General features: G+C 67.0%; 20 protein-coding genes, 1 tRNA gene and 1 riboswitch. Of the genes, 6 read left to right on the forward strand and 15 right to left on the reverse strand.

Translation table 11 applies throughout. The features are described from left to right. Positions 1-4 precede the first annotated feature (4 nt). Positions 5-1,429 (reverse strand): amidase, encoded by a 1,425-nt coding sequence (locus tag FQU96_RS26210; protein WP_255468557.1) that lies wholly within the window; start codon positions 1,427-1,429, stop codon positions 5-7. 161 nt (positions 1,430-1,590) lie between these two features. On the opposite strand from FQU96_RS26210, the gene FQU96_RS26215 reads away from it, so the two are divergent. After that, positions 1,591-2,640: a phosphotransferase family protein gene (locus FQU96_RS26215; protein WP_146544308.1), complete on the forward strand. Its 1,050-nt coding sequence runs from the start codon at positions 1,591-1,593 to the stop codon at positions 2,638-2,640. Then, positions 2,641-2,991, forward strand: coding sequence for a DUF6285 domain-containing protein (locus FQU96_RS26220; RefSeq protein WP_146544309.1), 351 nt, complete (start codon positions 2,641-2,643; stop codon positions 2,989-2,991). Between the two features lie 21 nt (positions 2,992-3,012). Here FQU96_RS26220 and FQU96_RS26225 read toward each other — a convergent pair whose 3' ends face one another. Further along, entirely contained in the window at positions 3,013-4,053 is a 1,041-nt protein-coding gene (locus FQU96_RS26225) for a MerR family transcriptional regulator (RefSeq protein ID WP_146544310.1), read from the reverse strand. Positions 4,054-4,259: 206 nt separating this feature from the next. Here FQU96_RS26225 and FQU96_RS26230 point away from each other — a divergent pair, with 206 nt between their 5' ends. Beyond that, on the forward strand, positions 4,260-5,015 hold the full coding sequence (locus FQU96_RS26230; protein WP_146544311.1) for a helix-turn-helix transcriptional regulator: 756 nt from the start codon (positions 4,260-4,262) through the stop codon (positions 5,013-5,015). 127 nt (positions 5,016-5,142) lie between these two features. On the opposite strand, the gene FQU96_RS26235 is transcribed toward FQU96_RS26230, so the two are convergent. The 3 genes from FQU96_RS26235 to FQU96_RS26245 are packed head-to-tail and all read right to left on the reverse strand — an operon-like array spanning position 5,143 to position 6,548. After that, positions 5,143-5,526 (reverse strand): RidA family protein, encoded by a 384-nt coding sequence (locus FQU96_RS26235; protein WP_146544312.1) that lies wholly within the window; start codon positions 5,524-5,526, stop codon positions 5,143-5,145. Between the two features lie 12 nt (positions 5,527-5,538). Beyond that, positions 5,539-6,060 carry a PaaI family thioesterase gene (locus tag FQU96_RS26240; protein WP_146544313.1) on the reverse strand — a complete coding sequence of 174 codons (522 nt, stop codon included), beginning with the start codon at positions 6,058-6,060 and terminating at the stop codon, positions 5,539-5,541. Positions 6,061-6,065: 5 nt separating this feature from the next. Continuing rightward, complete coding sequence (locus FQU96_RS26245; protein WP_146544314.1) at positions 6,066-6,548, reverse strand: PaaI family thioesterase; 483 nt, start codon at positions 6,546-6,548, stop codon at positions 6,066-6,068. 62 nt (positions 6,549-6,610) lie between these two features. Here FQU96_RS26245 and FQU96_RS26250 point away from each other — a divergent pair, with 62 nt between their 5' ends. Further along, entirely contained in the window at positions 6,611-7,228 is a 618-nt protein-coding gene (locus FQU96_RS26250; protein ID WP_146544315.1) for a DUF488 family protein, read from the forward strand. 46 nt (positions 7,229-7,274) lie between these two features. On the opposite strand, the gene FQU96_RS26255 is transcribed toward FQU96_RS26250, so the two are convergent. The 5 genes from FQU96_RS26255 to FQU96_RS26275 form a co-directional block, all read right to left on the reverse strand. Then, complete coding sequence (locus FQU96_RS26255) at positions 7,275-8,318, reverse strand: helix-turn-helix domain-containing protein (protein WP_146544316.1); 1,044 nt, start codon at positions 8,316-8,318, stop codon at positions 7,275-7,277. A gap of 60 nt (positions 8,319-8,378) precedes the next feature. Next, positions 8,379-8,930: a hypothetical protein gene (locus tag FQU96_RS26260; RefSeq protein ID WP_146544317.1), complete on the reverse strand. Its 552-nt coding sequence runs from the start codon at positions 8,928-8,930 to the stop codon at positions 8,379-8,381. Positions 8,931-9,143: 213 nt separating this feature from the next. Next, positions 9,144-10,634: a tripartite tricarboxylate transporter permease gene (locus FQU96_RS26265; RefSeq protein WP_146544318.1), complete on the reverse strand. Its 1,491-nt coding sequence runs from the start codon at positions 10,632-10,634 to the stop codon at positions 9,144-9,146. Between the two features lie 17 nt (positions 10,635-10,651). Beyond that, a complete protein-coding gene (locus FQU96_RS26270) occupies positions 10,652-11,149 on the reverse strand; it encodes a tripartite tricarboxylate transporter TctB family protein (protein ID WP_146544319.1) in 498 nt (165 codons plus the stop codon). A 180-nt stretch (positions 11,150-11,329) separates the two neighbouring features. Next, positions 11,330-12,319, reverse strand: a complete 990-nt coding sequence (locus FQU96_RS26275; protein WP_146544320.1) for a tripartite tricarboxylate transporter substrate binding protein — start codon at positions 12,317-12,319, stop codon at positions 11,330-11,332. 291 nt (positions 12,320-12,610) lie between these two features. On the opposite strand from FQU96_RS26275, the gene FQU96_RS26280 reads away from it, so the two are divergent. Continuing rightward, positions 12,611-13,780, forward strand: a complete 1,170-nt coding sequence (locus FQU96_RS26280) for an arabinose transporter (RefSeq protein WP_146544321.1) — start codon at positions 12,611-12,613, stop codon at positions 13,778-13,780. On the opposite strand, the gene FQU96_RS26285 is transcribed toward FQU96_RS26280, so the two are convergent. After that, complete coding sequence (locus FQU96_RS26285; protein WP_178130712.1) at positions 13,781-15,799, reverse strand: molybdopterin-dependent oxidoreductase; 2,019 nt, start codon at positions 15,797-15,799, stop codon at positions 13,781-13,783. A gap of 252 nt (positions 15,800-16,051) precedes the next feature. Here FQU96_RS26285 and FQU96_RS26290 point away from each other — a divergent pair, with 252 nt between their 5' ends. Then, on the forward strand, positions 16,052-17,038 hold the full coding sequence (locus FQU96_RS26290; RefSeq protein WP_146544323.1) for a methyltransferase: 987 nt from the start codon (positions 16,052-16,054) through the stop codon (positions 17,036-17,038). A gap of 159 nt (positions 17,039-17,197) precedes the next feature. Here FQU96_RS26290 and FQU96_RS26295 read toward each other — a convergent pair. The 4 genes from FQU96_RS26295 to FQU96_RS26310 all read right to left on the reverse strand — a co-directional run bounded on the left by FQU96_RS26295 (position 17,198) and on the right by FQU96_RS26310 (position 20,396). After that, positions 17,198-17,272: transfer RNA gene (locus FQU96_RS26295), tRNA-Gln, on the reverse strand. Between the two features lie 30 nt (positions 17,273-17,302). After that, on the reverse strand, positions 17,303-18,292 hold the full coding sequence (locus FQU96_RS26300) for a fatty acid desaturase (RefSeq protein ID WP_146544324.1): 990 nt from the start codon (positions 18,290-18,292) through the stop codon (positions 17,303-17,305). Positions 18,293-18,396: 104 nt separating this feature from the next. After that, positions 18,397-18,603: riboswitch (cobalamin riboswitch) on the reverse strand. Between the two features lie 54 nt (positions 18,604-18,657). Beyond that, positions 18,658-19,164, reverse strand: coding sequence for a flavin reductase family protein (locus tag FQU96_RS26305; protein WP_146544325.1), 507 nt, complete (start codon positions 19,162-19,164; stop codon positions 18,658-18,660). Between the two features lie 179 nt (positions 19,165-19,343). Beyond that, on the reverse strand, positions 19,344-20,396 hold the full coding sequence (locus tag FQU96_RS26310; protein WP_146544326.1) for an LLM class flavin-dependent oxidoreductase: 1,053 nt from the start codon (positions 20,394-20,396) through the stop codon (positions 19,344-19,346). Between the last annotated feature and the right edge of the window lie 94 nt (positions 20,397-20,490).

Genomic DNA, 20,490 nt, shown 5'->3' on the forward strand with positions numbered 1-20,490 from the left:
CCGCTCAATGCCGCACGACCGGATCGATCGGCAGCTTCTTGTGCAGGCCGGTCATGTCCTCGAACAGCTTCGCTGCCGCCAGCAAGGCCGCCTCGCCGCGCGGCCGGCCGACCAGTTGCAGGCCCACAGGCAGGCCGCCCTTGGTGAAGCCGGCTGGCACCGAGACCGACGGCAGGCCGGTCATGGTGATGATCGACGTGATCAGCACCCAGTCGATATAGCTCGGCATCTTCTGGCCGTTGATCGCCTCGACATAGCGCTGCTCGACCGGGAACGGCGGTACCGGCGCGGTCGGCACGGCCAGGATGTCGACCCCGGCCATGAACGCCGCGAAGCGGGCATAGAGCTGCCCCTGCAGCAGCGTGGCACGACGGACATCCTCGCCCGAGAGCGACAGGCCGTACTCGATGTTCCAGATCACCTCGGGCTTCAGCAGGTCGCGCTGCGACTGCAGCAACCCGCCATGCGATGCCGCCATGTAATGGCCGCGAAACACCTGGAACGCCTCGCGCGCACCGCTGACATCGGGTGCCGTGTCTTCGACGACGGTGCCGATCTCGGCGAACCGCAATGTCGCCTGGCGGCAAATGTCCTCGATCTCGGGATCCAGCGGGCAGGCACCGTTGAAGCCGCCGCCCCACGCGACCTTCGCCGGCTTCACCGGATTGGCCACCGCCTGTGCGTAGGATACCGCCGGTGCGTCGTAGGATATCGGATCGAGCGGATGATGGCGGGCGGACGCATCCAGCATCAACGCCACGTCAGCCACGCAACGGCCCATCGGGCCATTGACCGGATACGTGTTCAGCGGCAGCAGCGCGGGGCCATAGGGTACGCGGCCAGGGCTCGGCCGGAAGCCCACCACGCCGCAGAAGCTGGCCGGCGTGCGCAGCGAGCCGCCGAGATCGGAGCCCGTCGCCAGCCAGGCCTGGCCGGTGGCCAGCGCCACGGCCGAGCCGCCCGACGAGCCGGCGCAGGTCATGCGCGTGTCCCACGGATTGCGGGTGATGCCGAACACCTCGTTGAAGGTCTGCGCGCCGGCGCCGAACTCCGGCGTATTGCTCTTGCCGATCACCAGGCCGCCCATCGCCTCCATGTGCTGGACGAACAGGCAGCTGCGTTGCGAGATATTTTCCTTGTAGATCGGCGATCCGAACGTGGTGCGCACGCCCTCGACGTCGTTGAGGTCCTTGACCGCGAACGGCAGGCCACCCAGCCAGCCTGGCGTCTGCGCATCAGGCAGCGTCAGCGATCGCGCCCTCTGCCGGGCCCGATCGAAGGTGCGGACCACCATGGCGTTGACGGCGCCATCGACGGCTGCGATGCGCGCTTCGGCAGCATCGATCAGTTCCAGCGGCGAGACTTGCTTGCGCTTCAGCAGGTCCACCGTCTCGACGGCGGTCAGACTGTAGGGTCCGCTATCGGCCACGCTCTTCCCCTCGCAAAGGAGGCGTCCCATATCACGGTGCCCGCGGGATCGCCACAGGTGGCGGCGCGCACGCCGGCGCGAACAGACTTGGATACCGCCGCCCGTCGTGCTGGAATGACCTGAATGGTCATTCATATCACTCATGAAAGGAACGCGCCGTGATGGATGGCGTGTCGGAAACCCAGGACGCCATGGCCATGCTGGCACAGCGACTGGCCACCACCTGTGGCCGCCATTTCGCTGCACCGGTGCACATCGAGGGCCTGTTCCGTCACTCCGGCGGCGCGTCGCGCCAGACCTGGGGTTTCGATGCCATCGTCGAGCGCTCCAGCGGCGCGGAACGGCTCGCCCTGGTGCTGCGCCGCGATCCGCCCCGCAATACCGACACAGCGACCGGCGGCGGCGAGTCATCGCTGGCACTGGACCGCGGTGTCGAGTTTGCGTTGCTGCGCGTGGCCGATCGACACGGCGTGCCGGTGCCCACGCCGTTGTTCCATCTCGATGCCAGCGATGGGCTGGGCGACGGTTTCGTCATGCGGCACGTGCCGGGGACAGCGATTGCGCGCGAGCTGCTGCGCGAGCCGCGCTACGCCACAGCCCGCGGCAGGATCACCGCCCAACTCGGCGGCATTCTCGCCCGCCTGCATGCTGTACCGCTGGGCGAACTGCCCAAGCTGCGACGGACCACGCCGGCCGAGGCGATCGCGCAGCAACGCCACGTGCTCGACACCATCGGCGAGCCGCATCCGGTGTTCGAGCTGGCGTTGACCTGGCTCGAGCGCCGCCTGCCCGCCGCCGCCGTGACGCCGTGCTTCGTGCACGGCGACTTCCGTACCGGCAATTTCCTCGCCGACGAAAACGGCGTGACGGCGATCCTCGACTGGGAGATCGCGCACACCGGCGATCCTCTGGAGGATCTGGGCTGGATGTGCATCAAGTCGTGGCGCTTCGGTGCCATCGAGAATCCGGCCGGCGGCTTCGGCCAGCGCGATGAATTGCATGCTGCCTATGAAGCCGCGGGTGGGCCACCGGTCGACAAGGCGCGAGCCTATTGGTGGGAAATCTTCGGTACCGCGCGCTGGGGCATCATCTGCATGGCGCAGGCCTGGAAGCATCTGTCGGGCGCCGAGCACTCGGTCGAGCTGGCGTCGATCGGCCGACGCTGCGCCGAAACCGAGGTCGACCTGCTGCAGCTGCTGGCGGAGGCATAGATGTCCCAGGATCGCCCACACGCCCCCGAGCTGCTGCGCGCCATTCGCGAGTTCCTCGGCAGCGACGTGCTGCCCAAGCTCGAGGGCCGCACCCAATTCCATCTCAAGGTGGCCATCAACTCTCTCGCCATCCTCGAGCGCGAGGCAACGCGCGGACCAACCGCTGACACCGCGGAACGGGAGCGTCTGAAAGTGCTGCTGGGCCGTGACGGATCGCTTGCCGAGCTCAATGCCGAGCTGGCGCGCCAACTGCGCGACGGAATGCGCGACGAGACCGATGCGGCCCTGATGGCGCACCTGCGCGCCACCATCACCGACAAGATCGCGATCTCCAACCCGAAATGGCGGTAGCGCCCATGGCCTTGCTGACAGTCAGCCGCCGTTGCTTGGCGGGCGCCACGCGATGACCCCTTCGGTCCGCGCCCGCACGTCGGGAGAGGCCAGGCACGTCGCAACGGCTTCATAGCCTGGTGCCCCCGGATAGGCCGCAACACATGTGGGCGGGCTGTGATTGGCGGGGCAGAGGATAATGGTCTCGTCGACACCGACCGTGGCCAGATCCAGAATGGCGTTGGAGCGTGTGAGAAGGAACAACGGCCGCGCGCCCGTGGCCCTGTTGCGCAAGTGGACGATCAGCGCCTCCTGCGTGGCCTGATCCAACCCCTGCTCCACCATGTCGACGACCAGGACGGCCGGCCCGTCGCTTTCGAGCCCCGCCAAGAGCGCGATCAGGGCTGGCGATGTGGTGGCGCCGTCCTCGACCAGCCACGCCAATGCGCGATCGACCTTGGACTTGAGCGCCGGATCAACCGCCAGCCGCGCCAAAGCGTCGGCGCCATCATCCGCCGATCGTTCCAGGCCAAGGAAGGCGGCATCGGGCAGCGTCTCGGCGATCTTGCGCGCCAGACGCGTCTTGCCGCTGCCCAGCGGACCGATGATGTAGTTGATCGGCCGGATGTCGTGCAGCTCGAACGGCTCACCGCCCCATGGCCAGGGGAGATCGAACCGCACACGAGGCTCCGCGGTCGTTCCCAGCAGATGTGCCAGCTGTCGCGCTTCCGGCGCCTCACCGCGGGTCAGATCGGCCCGAAGGCCCTGCACCTTCTCGACCGTTCCAGCGAGTTGGTGAATGCGGCTTTCGAGTACCGCCTGGTGCGCGGCAAGGGCTGCCTCCAGGCACTGGGAATCCCCTCCCACTACCTGCGCGACCTGGGCAAGGCTGAGGCCCAACGCACGCAAGGCCACGACGTCGGCCGCCTTGGCCATTTCGCCGGGACCATAGGCCCGCCAGCCCGCCGCGGTGCGCAGCGGAACGATCAGACCGCGCTGTTCGTAGAGGCGCAGGGCCTTGGCGGAAACGCCCAGCCGCTGGGCCGCTTCGGAAGCGTTCAGGAATTGCGCTGCGTGATTCACGAACCACCTCGTTGTTCGCCGACCACGATCTTATCGGGGCAGCCCCAGGGGCCGGGTCAATATCGTATTTGCGGATTTCAACAGCACGCCGTTCGACCACGCGGAGTCCGTCCGCCGGCTCGCTTCGGCCATGGCCGAATCGTCGATGCATGGCCTGAGATCGGGCATGCGCTATAGTGCCGGCATTATTCGATGGAGGCCGAATCATGCTTTCCACGAACGCCCTGGCCGAGGTCGCGGCCCTGATCGGCGATCCGGCGCGCGCCGGCATGCTGCTCGCCCTGATGGATGGCCGCGCCCGGCCGGCCAGCGAACTGGCGCTGGAGGCGCGCATCATGCCGCAGACCGCCAGCGGCCACCTTGCCAAGCTGGTGGCGGCAGGCCTGCTGGAGGTGCGCCCGGTGGGCCGCAACCGCTTCTACCGCCTGGCCGGCCCGACCGTGGCCGAGGCCATCGAAGCCATCGGTGTCGTCGCCGCCGGCCTGCACGGTGCCGCCAGCATACCGCCGCCGGCACCGGCCAGCGCCGCCTGGCGGCGCGATCCTGACCTGCGCTTCTGCCGCACCTGCTACGACCATCTCGCTGGCCAAGTCGGCATGGCGGTCACCGATGCCCTGACGCACGAGGCCGTCATCGAGCCGGCGCCAGGCAAGGACTGGCGGGTGACGTCGCATGGCGAGCATTTCTGCCGGCAGGTCGGGATCGACATCGATGCCGCCCGGGCCGCCGCGACAGCCGGACGCCGGCAGTTCGCGCGCCAGTGCCTCGACTGGAGCGAGCGGCGCCCGCATATCGCCGGCGCCTTCGGTGCCGCCATCGCCGATCTGTTCTTCCGCAAGGGCTGGACCGTGCGCAGCCGGCGTGGCCGCATCGTCACCCTGACGCCGGAGGGTCGCCGCGCGCTGGTCAAGGTGTTCGGCGCGATCGACCCAGAACTGGGTGCCTCACGACGGGCTGCGTAGGTCGTCCTGAGCGCAGCGAAGGACCCTGCGGTGGTTCGATCGAACGCAGGCGGCACCGGTGATCACCATCGTCGCCCGTGCTCTCGACCAACACCGCAGGGTCCTTCGCTGCGCTCAGGACGACACCTCACGCCATCGCGACGGCTTCGATTTCCAACAGCCAGGCCTCATCGAAGATGCCGGTGATGATCACCGTGAGCGCCGGCGTGCGCGTGCCGAGAACCTCGTTGCGCACCTGCCGGTTTTCCGCCGCATAGCGGCGGTCGGACAGGAAGATCGTCACCTTCACCAGGTTGTCCAACGTCATGTCGGCGGCGCGCAGCTGGGCCTGCACATTGGCCCATGCCTGCCGGCTCTGGCTGACGAAATCGGACGGCACGGTTCCGTCCAGCGCCATCGGTATCTGGCCGCTGACATGCACGATGCGCTGCACGCCGGTGGCCTCGACGACCTGCGCATAGCCGCCGGCGGGCGCCGGCACGTCCGGGGAATTGATCGCACGGGTCTTCATGGACGTATCTCCCTATTCCTGTTCCTTGGCCGCGCGGCCCTGGTCGGCCAGCCAGCCGTCGCCCGAAGGCACCTTCACGATGCAGCTGGCGCGCAGGACCTTGGTGTCACCCACGGTGAGGTAGATATGCGAGAACAGCAGCGAGCGCGTGGCGCGCACCAGCTCCAGCCGGCCTTCGACCCAGTCGCCCTGGCGCGCCGGCGCCACGAAGTCGAACGTCATGCTGACGGTGGGTACGAACTTGCCGCGGATGCCGGCCAACGTCGTGGCGCCCATGCCGCCGACCAGGTCGGCCACCGTCATCAGCATGCCGCCGTGCAGGGTGCCGGCCGGATTGCACATGTAAGGCTGCACACGCAGGCCCATCACGAACTCATCGCGCGTGCCCTTCTCGCCGAACTTGGCGTAGAGCGGCCCGACATGGGTGTTGAAGTTGATGACCGTGCTCTTGCGCTGGAAATCGATCAGCTTGAAGTCGGGCGGCGGGTCGTTGGGAATCGTCTTCAGTTCGAGCGTGGATAGCGGTGCGTTCATGTCTCTCAGTCCTGCGACGTCGCGTCGTCGGTCAGCATGGGATCGGACGGCAGGGCCTGCAGCGCGCGGCCGGGACGCAGCAGCGCGAACAGCCCCTGTCCGGTCATGATCGAATGGCGGCGACCATAGAGACGGCCGCTGACATGCGCCACCTGGGAATCGAAGCCGGCGCAGTGCGCCTCGGCCTCGATCCAGTCGCCAAGACGGCCATGGCTCAGGAACTCGACATTCAGGCTCAGCGTCACGCAGCGCCGGCCCGAGGCACGCCACGCCGCGGCGCCCAGCGCCGCATCGATAAACGCCGTCAGCAGCCCGCCATGGACGATGCCCAGCGCGTTGAGATGCCGCGGCAGCACGTGCAGGCCGCGCAACACCCGTCCGTCAGCCTCCGTTTTCTCGAACCACGGCCCGTTGCGCTCGGTGAAACCGCCGCGCGCGGGCAGCGCGACGAACCCGGGGGGCGGATCGATGGATACGGGATCGGGCACACGGACCTCGTGCTTTCAGGGGGCAGTTGTGGCCTGGCTGCCCGATGACATAGCGTGCCTTGATGACGGACAAAACCGTGCTGCCTGCGACCATCTATAGCATCGGCCACTCGAACCACCCGATCGAGCGGTTCATCGCGCTGTTGCGCGATGCCGGCATCGAAGCGGTACTGGACGTGCGTTCGGTTCCACAATCGCGCTACGTCCCCCAGTTCGGCCGCCAGCGGCTGGAGGCGGCGCTTGCCGCCGCCGGCCTGGGATACGTGTTCCTGGGCGATGCGCTGGGCGGCAAGCCACAGGACCCGGCGTTGCGACCGGACGGCGTGGCCGACTACGAGCTGATGGCGGCAACGCCGGCGTTCACGGCCGGCCTCGGCCGCGTAGCGGCAGAAGGGGATGGGCGGCGGGTGGCCCTGATGTGTGCCGAGAAGGCGCCGCTCGACTGCCACCGCACGGTGCTGGTTTCACGGCACCTCGCCGCGCGCGGCCATGCGGTCATGCACATCCTGGCCGACGGCATGCAGGTGGCGCACACAGCGATCGAGGCGGAATTGCTGCGGCGCCACGCGCCAGCCGACGATCTGCTGATGGCCGCCGACGGTCGTGACGTCCGTTTGGCCTTCGCCTATAGGCGCCGCTGGGAGCAGATGATGCGAAGACCGAAAAAGGAATCGCGCTGACGACCGCCCCGCGGACGTCCCTCCCGAGGCAGGCCCACCTTCCGGATCAACGATAGCCGCGTCTCTGCCCTGGCGTTTCGCCGAACAGGCGACGATAGGCCGTGGAAAAGTGGCCCATGTGCCAGAAGCCGTAGCTACCCGCGATGTCGGCGATGCTCGCCGCTTCCGGCGACACCGTCATCAGGTCGCGCCGCACGTGATTGAGTCGCAGCAACTTCAGGTATTGCTTGGCGCCAACGCCGTAGACGTCACGGAATGCGTATTCGACCGCGCGCTCGCTGGCGCGCGCGGCGTTGCAGAGATCGCGCAGCATGAGCGGCTCGCCGAGATTGGAGCGCATGAATTCCTCGACCCGCCGCACGATCGGCAGGCGATGATAGTGGGCGGTCTCGAGCCTGGCGGTTGCCTGCCGTTCCCACGGCAACAGCAGCGCACCGATCAGCGCGTCGACGAAGTCGCCATAGGCATGGCCTGGTGCCGGCAAGCGCAGCGGCCCATCCGTCGACCCGAATGCCGCACTCGCGAGCCTGCGTATCCTTACGGTCTCGGCGGAACAGCCTGTGAGGATCAGTTGCGCGCCGACCCGACCCTCCGTTGCCGGCGCGCGATGCGCCATGGCGGTCGCCACCGCGGCCTGCGGCAGGCTGAACAGCACCGCACGATGCCGCTCGGCGGTCACGATATCGAACTCGCTGCCACCGAAGGCGACACCAATGTCGTCGGCGCCAAGCATCCGGCCCGAGATGCGGCGCGGCCCCTCCGAGCCCATATCGACTTGCATGATCATGCTGCCGGCCGGCACAACACCCCACGCCCGGCCAGACCCGAATGTCGACGTGGCCTGAAAGCCCAGGGACTCCAGCTGCGCGAACGCGGTCCAGTTCTCGCCTTCCCGGTGGCTCAGCCGTTGGAATCCAAGGCCCAACCGGGCAAATGCCGCCTCCAGGATCTCAGGTTTCCTGAGCGCCACCCGACGCACATGAAGAGCCTCACCCTGCTGCCCCGAGCCGCCACGCTGCCGCTGGTCCACCGGCACATCCCAGAAAAAATGCACACATAAGGTAAAAACATTCTTACTGAATACGGTCACCGACACAAACGATATGAAGAGGTGACCAGACGTTATCTTCTGGAGATCCCGCGCAGGCGGTCACGCCGGCGACGACGACCGACAGACGCCAGTGGTCGCGAAAATCTCGGTGTCCAGACAGTCGTTCGCCAAGCGCAGCGTCTCGCGGGACAAGGCGCGGAACAACGCGAGGAACGGTTCGCTTTGCAGAATGTGGGGGTGCATCACATAGTCGCCGACCCCGCGGCGAACCAGAATACCCATCTCGACCAGCCGGTTCATCTTGCGCCGTGCGGTCTCGCGCGGCAGCAGGGTCGACTCGGCAACCGACAAGACGTTGCAACCGCGCTGCTGATCGATGTCGATCACCGTGTCGACACGGCTGAAGACCTGGCGGAAAGCCGGGTCGCGCATCCTGGTTTCGACATTGGCGATGGCGACCGTGCCGGCCACGAGGGCAAGGCTGATATCGCCGTCGAACAACGCCATCTGCAACCGACAGATCTGCTGGAAGAACCGCACGAACGCGACGGCGAAGATGCGCGAGTTGTCGTCATACTTGTGAGATGCGAGCCGGGCGCGCGGCGGCGGTGGCGCGGTCAACACATGCCGTCGCAGGACGCTACTTGACATCGGCCGGGTTCCCCTTGGGCGTCGCATTAGACGCCGGCGACGCTTGCCGATCGAACCGCGAGGCGGTGGACTTCGAGAATACCGGACAACCGTCGTTCCATGATCTGTCGCAACGGCATCCTGCCACGCTGCGTGATCCGCCGATTATCCCGATTCCGCACGTTGTGCTTTGTGTTGGATACCTCGTTGTCCCGGCACGGCCGGCAGCGGCGATCAGGCTGCCGCGCGTCGCCGGCGCTGGTTCACCCAGATGAACGCCGGCCACAGCAGCGCCGCGAACGTGAGCGCTGCCAGAATGGCGGCGACCGGGCGGCTGAAGAACGGCCAGATGCTGCCGTCTGATTTGATCAGCGAGGTAACGAAGCTCTGCTCGACCATGGTGCCCATGATGATGCCCAGCACCAGGGCGGCGACGGGATAGCCGTTGCGCTCCATCACGTAGCCGATGACGCCGAAGGCCGCCAGCGTGATGACCAGGAACAGGTTGTTGCCGGTGGCGAACGAGCCCACGGCGCACAGCAGCACGATGACCGGCATGATCGCCGATCGCGGCGCCCGCAGCACGAAACTCGCGATGCGGATCATGATGATGCCGAGCGGGATCATCAGGATGTTGGCAATGATGAAGATGATATAGAGCGCGTACATGCTCGACGCCTTCTCGGTGAAGAGCGTCGGGCCGGGGTTCAGCCCCTTCATGAACAGTACGCCGATGGCGATCGCCGTGATGGTGTCGCCCGGGATGCCGAACAGCAGCGACGGCACCCAGCCCGATGCCAGGCTGGCGTTGTTGCTGGCGCCGGCTTCGATCAGGCCTTCGGGATGGCCGGTGCCGAATTTCTCCGGCTCCTTGGAGAGCCGCTTGGACATCGCGTAGCTGACCCACGCCGCCATGTCGGCGCCGGCGCCCGGCAGCACGCCGATGATGATGCCCACGATGTTGCCGCGCACCTGCGGCTTGGGATACTTCCGGGTGAGTGCGATCATGCCCTTGAGGATGCTGCCGAAGCGCCGGCGCGGCAGGCGTGGGGGCTCGGCCGTGGTCATCGCACGCATCACCTCGGAGAGCGCGAAGACGCCGACCAGGGCCGGGATCGGCTCGATGCCGCCCAGCAGGTCGGTGGCGCCGAAGGTGAAGCGCGGCGTGCCGGCGGGATTCTCCATGCCGATGCAGGAGATCAGCAGCCCGATCAGCATGCTGGCGATGGCCTTGACCGGCGAGGAGCGCGCCACCAGGGTCGAGCACATCAGGCCGAGGAAGGCGAGCCAGAAATACTCGTAGGTCGAGAACTCCAGCGCCATGTTGGCCAGCGGCGGCGCCAGCACGATCAGCGATATGGTGCCGATGATGCCGCCGATGGCGCTGAACCAGACGCAGATGCCCAGCGCCAGCTCGGGCTGGCCCTTGCGCGTCATCGCATAGGCTTCGTCGGTGTAGGCGGCCGACGCCGGCGTGCCCGGAATGCGCAGCAGGCAACCCGGAATATCACCCGAGAAGATCGCCATTGCCGAGGCCGCGATAATGGTGGCGACAGCGGCGATCGGCGACAAATAGAACGTGATCGGCACCAGCAACGCCGTCGCCATGGTTGCCGACAGGCCGGGCAGCGAGCCGACCACCAGGCCGTAGATCGACGCCAGGAGGATCGCCAGCATCACGTCGGGCTGGAAGACCAGACGTAGGGCTTCGTAGAGCGTGTCCATCGATCGCCTGTCCCGCCTTACCAGGGCATCGGCAGCAGGCCGTCCGGCAACGGCACCCGCAGCAGCTTGTAGAAGACCAGGTGCACGCCGACCGGCGCGATCAGCGCCAGCGGTAGGGCAAGCTTCAGCCGCGCACCCAGCGCCAGCGCCGTGGCCAGCACCATGACGGCACCGGTCGGCACGAAACCGAGACGGTCGACGGCGACGACATAGAACAGCAGCAGCGCCGGCGGCAGCAGCACCTTGAGGCCGACCGCCCATTTGCTGCGCGTCGCCCCGGGCGCCGGTTGGTCGGAGTGCGCGGCGAGATCAGCCTCGGCCTCTTCCTCGAAGTGGCGGCCGATACCCAGCGCGATCAAGGCGCCGCAGATCGCAAGGCCAATCCCCACCACCATCGGGAAGACGTCGGGACCGATCTGCTGCCCAGGCACCGGCGGCAACCGCGAGCCGCCATAGGCAGCCGCGACGCCGAGGCCGACGAGGAACAGGCCGGAGACTTTGTCGGGGAGATGCATGCGGGAATCCGCTGGGAGTGCCTCATCTCCTCTCCCGCTCGCGGGAGAGGAAGGGGCCCATCGTGCGCAGCACGATGGGAAGGTGAGGGCCTAAGGGCGAGGCGTCTTGTCCTTAATCCCTCACCCGCCGGGCGCTGCGCGCCCGTCGACCTCTCCCGCGAGCGGGAGAGGTGAAGACGATCACGCCTTCTTCAGGCCGGCGGCGTCCATTGCCTTGCCCATGGCGGCATCGCTGTCGGCCATGAACGTGGCAAAGCCTGGTGCGTCGGCCCACTTCACGCCGAAGCCGCGGTTGGCCATGAAGTCGCGGAACTCCGCCGACTCGTTCACCTTCTTCAATGCCGCCGTGAGCTTCTGCGCGATATCGGCCGGCACGCCCTTGGGTGCCGCGATGCCGCGCCAGGCGCCGGTCGCGTAGTCGATGCCGAGCGCTTCCTTGAGCGTCGGTACGTCCTTGAACTGCGGGTTGCGGGCCGGCGCCATGATGGCCAGGCTCTTGGCCTTGCCGGCCTCGATCATGGTGCGCGCTTCCGGCACCGAGCAGGTGACGATGTCCAGTCCGCCCGCCGCGAGATCCTGCATCGCCGGCGCCGCGCCGTTGGACGGAACCCACGCCACGTGGTTTGGCTTCAGTCCCATCGCGACCAGCCAGCCGATCAGCGCCAGATGCCAGATGCCACCCTGACCGGTGCCCGACGCCTTGAGCTTGCCGGCCGGGCTGGCCTTGATCGCGTCGGCAAGATCCTTGATCGTCTTGTGGGGGCTGTTGACGTTGACCTGGATGCCCGGCGGATCCTCGTTCATCAGCGCCAGCGGCGCGTAGCTGCCGGGCGCCAGTTCGGTCAGTCCCTGCCAGTGCATCATGGCGATCTCGACCGTCAGCATGCCCAGCGTGTAGCCGTCGGGCGTCGCCGATGCGATGGCGGCATGACCGACGACACCCGAGCCGCCGGTGCGGTTGACGACGTTGAACGGCTGCTTGAATTCCTTCTCCAGCAACGAAGCGATGATCCGCACGGTCGCATCCGTGCCGCCGCCGGCGGCCCATGGGCAGATCACCGTCACGGGCCGGTTCGGGTAGGCCGCCTGTGCCAGCGAGGGGCCTGCGCCAGCGATCGCGCCGGCAGCGGCCGCATTCCCCAACAGTCTCCGTCTGGTCAGTCTTGTCATGACGTCACCTCCACTTGGTTGATCTCTTACCTTTGCTCTTAGACCGTCTTCCGCGCCAAGCCAACCTCCTGTCGGGGCCTCACCGGCTCCGGGTCCGCGATGCACCCGTGCAGGCCAAAACGCGAACCGCGACCTACGGCATCGTGCCGACCATGCGCGCTGCGAACGTGTTCGACGCGGCTCTTTTGCGGCGCTCGGACAGTGTCGTCACCTGCTGCCGTCAACGCGAATTTCCCGCGCGCGTTTCACCCTCTATAACAAGCGGGAACACCATCATGCGTTTGGTTCCACATGTCTTCCGAGAACGTTTTCCGGCGCCTGCTGCCGATCACGCTCGCCGTATTCGTGAGTTTTCTGACGATCGGCTTGCCGCTGCCGGTGTTGCCGCTGCACGTGCACGACACCCTGGGCATGAGCGCCCTGATCGTCGGCATCGTCGTTGGCAGCCAGTTCGCCGCGGCCCTGCTGTCGCGGGCATGGGCCGGCAACCTGGCCGATCTCGAGGGCGCCAAGCGTGCCGTCGTGACCGGGTGCATCATTGCGACGCTGTCGGGCGGCGTTTATCTCGTGTCGCTGGTCTTCATCGATCGGCCGGACCTGTCGGTCGGCTTGCTGCTGCTGGGACGCCTGCTGCTGGGCTGCGGCGAGAGCCTGATTGCCACCGGTTCCCTGGGCTGGGGGATCGGCCTGGTCGGCCCGCAGAACGCCGGCAAGGTCATGGTCTGGGTCGGGATCGCGATGTATGCCGCCTACGGCCTCGGCGCACCGGCCGGAGTCGCCCTCTATGCCGGGCACGGCTTCGGCGCCATTGCGCTCGCGACGACACTGACGCCGCTGCTGGCGCTGTCCATCGTTGCGGTGCTACGCCCGATCGCGCCGGCGGCGACACGACGCGTCCCGTTCTACAAGGTGCTGGGCGCCGTGTGGCTGCCCGGCCTAGGCCTCGCCTTCTGCAGCATCGGTTTCGGCGGCATGACCGCCTTCATCGCGCTGCTTTTTGCCCAGCGTGCCTGGGGCGATGCGTCGCTGGCCTTCACGGCTTTCGGCGGCGCCTTCATCGGTGCGCGCCTGCTCTTCGGTCATCTGCCCGACCGGCTGGGCGGCGCCCGCGTGGCGCTGGTGTGCGTGCTGATCGAAGCCGTCGGCCAGTTTCTGATCTGGGGAGCCGAGCAGACTCCGTTGGCCTATGCCGGCGCGGCCTTGACGGGGTTCGGGTATTCGCTGGCCTTTCCCGGCTTCGGCGTCGAAGCCGTTCGCCGCGCACCGCCGCAAAGCCGGGCGCTGGCCATGGGCGCCTATGTCGCCTTCCTCGATGTCGCGTTAGGTGTCGGCGGGCCGGTGACCGGCCTGATCGCCAACCGCTTCGGTGTCGATGCGGTCTTTCTGGCCGGTGCCGCGGTCGTAGCCTGCGCGATGATCATCGCGGCACGGCTGATGGCCGTCCCACCGCGGCCGGCCTGACTACGACGCACCCGACGACACGAGAGCGGGCCTCTTCACCTGCGCGGCGGCAGCACCCGCCTCCGCACGCACGACCTCGACGAAGATCTCGTTGAAGGCCGGTTGGCCGCCCGGCGACCAGGCGCCCGGACACAACAGGTTCGACACGGCACCCTCTTCTTTGGGCACGCTCCACCATTTGCCCGGCATGGCGACCACGCCGTCGACAACCGCATCCGTGATCCGAAGCGTCGCCCCAAACGCGTCGCGGCCGTTTCGCACCTTGACGGCCTCACCGTCACGCAGCCCGCGCGCCACGGCATCCGCGGCCGTCATGTCGAGCGTCGGCCGGCCTTCGGCGCGGCGATGGCGCGGCTGGTTGGCAAAGCTCGAGTTCAGGAAGAAATGGGCCTTGGGCGTCATCAGCCGCAGCATCCCGGCAGACGGCGGTGCGGGCGGCAGGGAAACACCATCCCGCGGTGCCAGGCGAAGCCCGGCGCCCGCGAGCGTCACCGGTGGTTTGGTTGTCTTGATCCATCCGGCATCCTTCAATGCCGCGAGATCGAGACCCGGCGGCAACGCGAATGCCGCAATCTCCTCATCGCTTTCGCGCATGGCCGGGTGATCGAGCCCCAGCCGCGGCGCCAGCAAGCGCATGATCTCACCGTGCGACTTCGCTTCGCCCAACGGCGCGATCGCCGGCAGGTTCACGCTGATGTAGTGATGGCCCCAGGCGCCCAGCACATCGAAGTGTTCCAGCTGCGTCGTCGACGGCAGGACCACGTCGGCAAAGCGGGCGGTGTCGGTCAGGAAATGCTCCACCACGACGGTGAACAGATCCCCGCGCGCCAGTCCCTGTTGCACCCGGCCGGCGTCCGGCTGCACCACCGCCGGGTTCGTACCCCATACCATCAACCCGTGGATGGGCGGATCGAGCGTCGGATCGGTCAAGGTCTCGCCCAGCCGCGCCATGTCGAGAACGCGCGGCGATTTGCCGGGCGGAATCAGATCGGCGCGTTCGGGACGCAGTTGATTGAGATCGGGTCGGGCGATCGCCAGCACGCCGCCGCCGCGGTGCTGCCAGTGGCCGCCCAGCACCGCCAGCGCATGCACGGCACGCACGAACGACTCGCCGTGTACGGTTTGCTGTACGCCGACGCCGGCGCGGATCACGGCCGGACGCGCGGCGGCGAATTCACGCGCCAGGCGCACCACCGTTTCCGGTGCAATCCCGCAAATGTCGGCCACACGCACCGGCGTCCACGGCGCAACGTTCCGCGCGAGGTCATCCAGGTCGGCGCAGACGGTACGGGCGTAGTCGAGGTCAGCCAGGCCTTCCTCGAGCATGACGCGGGCCATGCCGGCCGCCAGCACCGTGTCGGTGCCAGGACGCAGCGCGACATGCTCGTCGCACTGCCGGGCCGTGCGGGTGCGGATGGGGTCGATGCAAATGACCCGCGCATTGTGGCGCCGGCGGGCCTCCTGAATGAACTGCCAGTGGTGATGGCACGTCGAGAGGATGTTGACGCCCCACAGAAGGATCAGGCGGCTATCGGCGACGTCCTCGGGGTCGAAGCCCAACGGCAGCCCCTCGGCCGCGCTGGCCACGTACGAGACAGCACAAATGCCACCACCCGTCCGGCTCGCGCCCAGCGCGTGGAACAGCCGCATCAGGCCGCGGCATTGCACCATGCCCATCGAGCCGAGATAGCGGTGCGGCAACAGCGCCTCCGGCCCATGCTGTGCCGCGATCGCCGTGAAGCGCTGGGCGATCAGATCGAGCGCCGCATCCCAGGAGATACGCTCAAACTGGCCGGATCCTTTGGGGCCAACCCGTCGCAGCGGATGCAACAGACGGTCGGGGGCATAGGTGCGCGTCGGATAGTCGTTGACTTTGGCGCACAGAACACCGCGCGTGAACGGATGATCCTTGGCGCCGCGCACTGCAACGACGCGGCCCTGGTCCACCTCGGCGACCCAACTGCACGTGTCCTGGCAATCCAACGGACAACAGCCTTTGACGGTGCGGGTCTCGCCCACGGCCGACCTCCCCTGCGTGCGCTCCGGCGCCATGCTACGCGCTTCGGGTGACGGGATGCCAGCCGTAACGATGCGATGCGTGTGGTTGTCCGCCGAAACGACAGGGTCGACCATCGACTTCAAACGCTCTGCGGTCCGTGACAAACTTCTGGTCGCGCCTCGCTGCGATGGGTGGGGAAAGCGCCGCCGCGGTCGAATCCGATCTTCCGAGCTGTTTCAAAGTCGGCCCTGGATCGCGGAAGGGGATGTGACATGGTGGAGTCTGCTCGGATCGACAAGCTGATCGCAGCGGTGCCCCCTGCCTTGGCGCTTCGCGCCGGGCTGGATCTTGGCATCTTCACCCGGCTCGGCGGCAGCGCGATGACGGCTGACAGCCTTGGGGCCGCGCTCAACGTCGAGCCCGATCGTCTGTCGCGGCTCCTCTACGCGCTCGCCAGCATCGGCCTCCTCGACGTCAAGGATGGCCAATTTCGCAACGGCCCCGAAGCGTCAGCCTTCCTCGACGCGTCCAAGCCGACCTATCGCGGCGGCGACCATGCGCTCCTGCGCGAACTCTGGGGAGCCGACCTGTTGACCGCAGAGTCGCTGCGACAGAACCGGCCAGCGGCGCTGCACGACTTTTCCGAAGCGGGGCCCGAGGCCGCGGCAGCCTTCAGCCGCATGCTCGCACCGGGCGGGGTGATTTTCGGCCGACATCTGGCCCGGGAGGTCGATCTCTCGGCGATCGGTTCGGTGATCGACATCGGCGGAGGTCCCGGGACCATTCTCGTCGGACTTCGCGAACGGTGGCCGCAGATTGCGGCGACGCTGATGGAACTCCCGGCGGTCGCAGCGGTCGCGCCAGAGATCCTGTCGGAATATGGTGCCGACGACGTGGTTGTCGAAGCGGGGGACATCACCGTCGCGCCATCGATCGGTCGGCACGATCTGGCGGTCCTGAAGGCCGTCGTTCAGGTCCTTCCGCCGGACCAGGCGCGCCGTTCGATCCTGAACGCGGCGCGTTGTCTGACACCCGGCGGCGAGATCGCCATTGCAGGGTCGGGTGTCGTCGATGACGACCGCCTCGGCCCGCCCGAGGGTGTCTTTCTGAATCTCACCTTCCTGAACCTCTATCGCCACGGCGAATCGTACACTGAAGGTCAGTATCGCGCATGGATGACCGAGGCCGGCTTCCGGGATATCGCCAGGTCGCGCCTGCCGGACGGCGCCACGCTGTTTCGCGCGCGCCTCGCGGGCTGATCGTGGTTGGTTTCGGATGCGGGGCTCGCTGAGGCGCCGACCCTAACCGGGCAGCCTTGCAACCTTCAGCGCCGAGAGCTTTCGCTCAAGGTTCTCCGTCTGGCGATAGCAGGGCGTAGAGCAATCCGCTCTCGGCCGGTGTTCGCTAACCCCAAAGGGTGGCTGGGGCGCCAGGATTCGAACCTGGGGATGGCGGAATCAAAATCCGCTGCCTTACCGCTTGGCTACGCCCCATCAGGACCAGCCCCTTTGGGCGACAGGGTTCTAGTCTTTTGCCGGTGGCGGCTCAAGGGCTCCTTGCTGGCCCGGTTGTCGCTGGACGGAGGGCGTCGCGATCCGCCCTGCCAGCCCGACGGCGGCCAGCAGCCGGATGGTCAGCCAGGTCACGTCGAGTTCCCACCATTGGTGGCCGTGGCGTGCCGACCGTGGATCGGCATGGTGGTTGTTGTGCCAGCCCTCGCCGTTGCTGATGAAGCCGACCAGCAGATTGTTGCGGCTGGATTCGCCAGTCTCGTATGTGCGGTATCCCCACAGATGGGCCACCGAGTTCACCGACCAGGTGATATGCCACACCAGGACTGTACGGACGAACACGCCCCAGACCAGCAGGCTGAGCCCGAACTGCAGCGCCTGGTCGACGCTGCCGCCCAGCATCCATTCGGCGACAAAACCGCCCACGAAGAAGAGCAGCCACGACAGCAGGATCACACCGACCCAGCAGGGATACGGCTCCAGCCGGGCGTAGAACGGATCGCGCAGGATGTCCTTGGCGTAGCGTGACACCAGTCCCGGCCGGACCAGGTCCTGGTTGCGGACCACGATCCAGCCCAGGTGCGCCCACAAAAAACCGGCCCGCGGGCTATGCGGATCGGGCTGTTCGTCGGCCTGCGCGTGATGGCGGCGATGGATGGCGATCCAGCGCGCCGGCGTATCCTGCACGCAGCAGACGCCGAGGATCGCCAGAGCGTGTTCGAGCCAGGCCGGGCAGACGACGCCGCGGTGGGTCAGCAGGCGATGATAGCAGAGGTTGATCCCCAATGTTCCGAAGACGTAGAGGCCCAGGACAGCCAGCACCACGCCTGTCCAACTGAAGAACCACGGCACGAATGCCAGCAGCGCGAACGCATGGATGGCGGCGATCGCCGTCGCGTAGCTCCAGATCAGGTGCAGCGGCCGTGCCGTCTGCGGGATGTCCAACCTGCGCCCGAGATCCGACCGACCGCCACCGGCAACAACGCGATGCAAACCCAGCATCAATGACCCCACCCAGAAAGAGGCCAAGGCCAAGCGGATATCGGCTGAGCCATGGCGGCACAGGGCCATCCATGACAAGCGACCCCACCGGGACACCCCGCCCGAGGACGTACACGTGTCGCGGCAGGTCTCCTGGCTCGCGGGTTATCGCAGTGTCCGGTCTTCCCGAAGCCGGCGCTTCAGTGACGTCCGTCGGACAAACGCTCGCCGCCAACAGTTGCGGGGGCAGCTCCGGTTTTGCCGCGAAGCGCACCGGATTCCCTCTTAGCCCTCGATCTTGCGATCGAGAGACCGTGACGGCAGGCATTAGCCGTCAAAGCCGAACCGATGTCAAAGAATCGCGCAGGCCGTCCGGGCAGACCGACCTAGGGTGCCGCCTTCAGTGTCTCGCTGCCCATGAAGGCACCCTGCGCATAAAGCAGGGGCAGATTGGCGGCATCGAGCGCAACGTCGAGGATTTCGCCGATGACGATGGTGTGCGTGCCGGCCACGGTGGTGTTCACGACCTTGCAGTCGAACGTCACGGGACAACCGTGCAGCACTGGTGCACCGGTCTGCAACGTCCGCCAGTCGCCCAGATCGACGAAGCGCGCATCGCCTTCGACGCCGTCCATGCCGGCGAAGCGCTCGGCAATCGAGCGGTGGCACGGCGCCAGCACGTTCACCGCGAAGATGCGGCTGGCAACGATCAGCGGATGGGCGCTCGCGTCGCGATTGACGCACACCAGCAGTTGGGGCGGCTCGGCCGATACGGAACACACGGCCGTCGCCGTCAGGCCGCCACGCTCAGCGCCATGCCGCGTCGTGATCAGACAGACGCTGGCCGCGAGGTGGCGCATGCCTTTCTTGAAGGCCCCGGTATCCATGTTCATACGTCTCGCATCCTGAAACGACGTCCATCCTGATGATCATGGAACCACGGACCGGCAGCTTCTGTCACCGGCCGTGATGTAATGGCTGTGACGCATACATGGCGGCACAGCACCAAAAAGCAACCCGGAAGAAAGGCCAATCGGACGGGCGGGCGGATGATCAGCCGGCGTTGCGTCGTCTACGCAAAGTGCGGGATCACGGCCCGGCCGAACAGTTCGGTGGAACAGCGGGCGTCTTCGACCGACACGGTGTTGAAGTTCACCTGCAGCGATGCGCTCTCGAAACCGCCGACGCGTTTGCGGTAGTCGGCGATCTGTTCACGGATGTCATGCGGTGTCCCGATCCAGGCCGCACCCTTCTCGACCTGGGACTCGAAAGTCTCCTGTGCCAGCCCGGCGATGATCTTGTCGTAGCCCGGGTAGTCGGCCGAGCTGGTGCCCTCGGTCCAGTCGCCAGCCGCTTCGACCAGCGAACTTAGATAGCGCTCCAGCGGCGCCCGGGCGATGGCGGCGGCGGCTTCCCTGTCTTCATGGCAGAACATGTGGAACGCCAGCATGACGCGGCCATTGCCCGGATGTCCGGCGCTTTTCCAACCCTCGCGATAGAGGCCGATCAACTCGGCCATCATGCCGCCCCCCATCGGGATCGCCATGATCGAATAGCCCTTGCGGCCGGCATTGGTGAAGCTGTCGGGCGTGCCCAGGGCAGCGACCCAGAACGGCGGATGCGGCCGCTGCGTGGGGCGCGGCAGCGATGTCGTCCTCGGAAAGGAATGGAAGCGGCCCTGGTGCGCCACGTCCTCCTCGGCCAGCAGCAGGCGCACCTGTTCGATGCCTTCGTCGAAGCGTGCCTTGCTTTCGTCGAGCTTCACGCCGAAGCGGCTGAATTCATGCGGCAGGAAAGCGCGCGCGAAACCGACTTCCAGACGGCCGCCCGAGATGGCATCGAGCATGCCGATCTCGCCCGCCAGCTTCAGCGGGTTGTTGAAGGCCGGCAGCACCGCCCCGGTGATCAGCCGCGCGCGGGCCGTGCGCTGGGCGGCGGCGCTGAGGAAGACGATCGGATTGGGCGAATAGCCGCCGTAGGGATGGAAGTAGTGCTCGACAATGCGGACGTGGCCGTAGCCCAGCGGGTCGGCCAGCGCCACGAGGTCCAGCGCCTCGCGGAAGTAGCGGTCGGCCGGCTTCTGCGCCGGACCAACATCGGGGAAGAATTGCATGCCGAATTCCATGCCGTTCTCCATCACTTTCGCCAATCAATGAGTATACTCACTTTTTGGCCGGAGTCACGGCGGCGGTTGCACAGACATCGTCGCCTCCTTCAGA

The organism is Reyranella sp. CPCC 100927 (assembly GCF_007859315.1).
GTDB lineage: Bacteria > Pseudomonadota > Alphaproteobacteria > Reyranellales > Reyranellaceae > Vineibacter.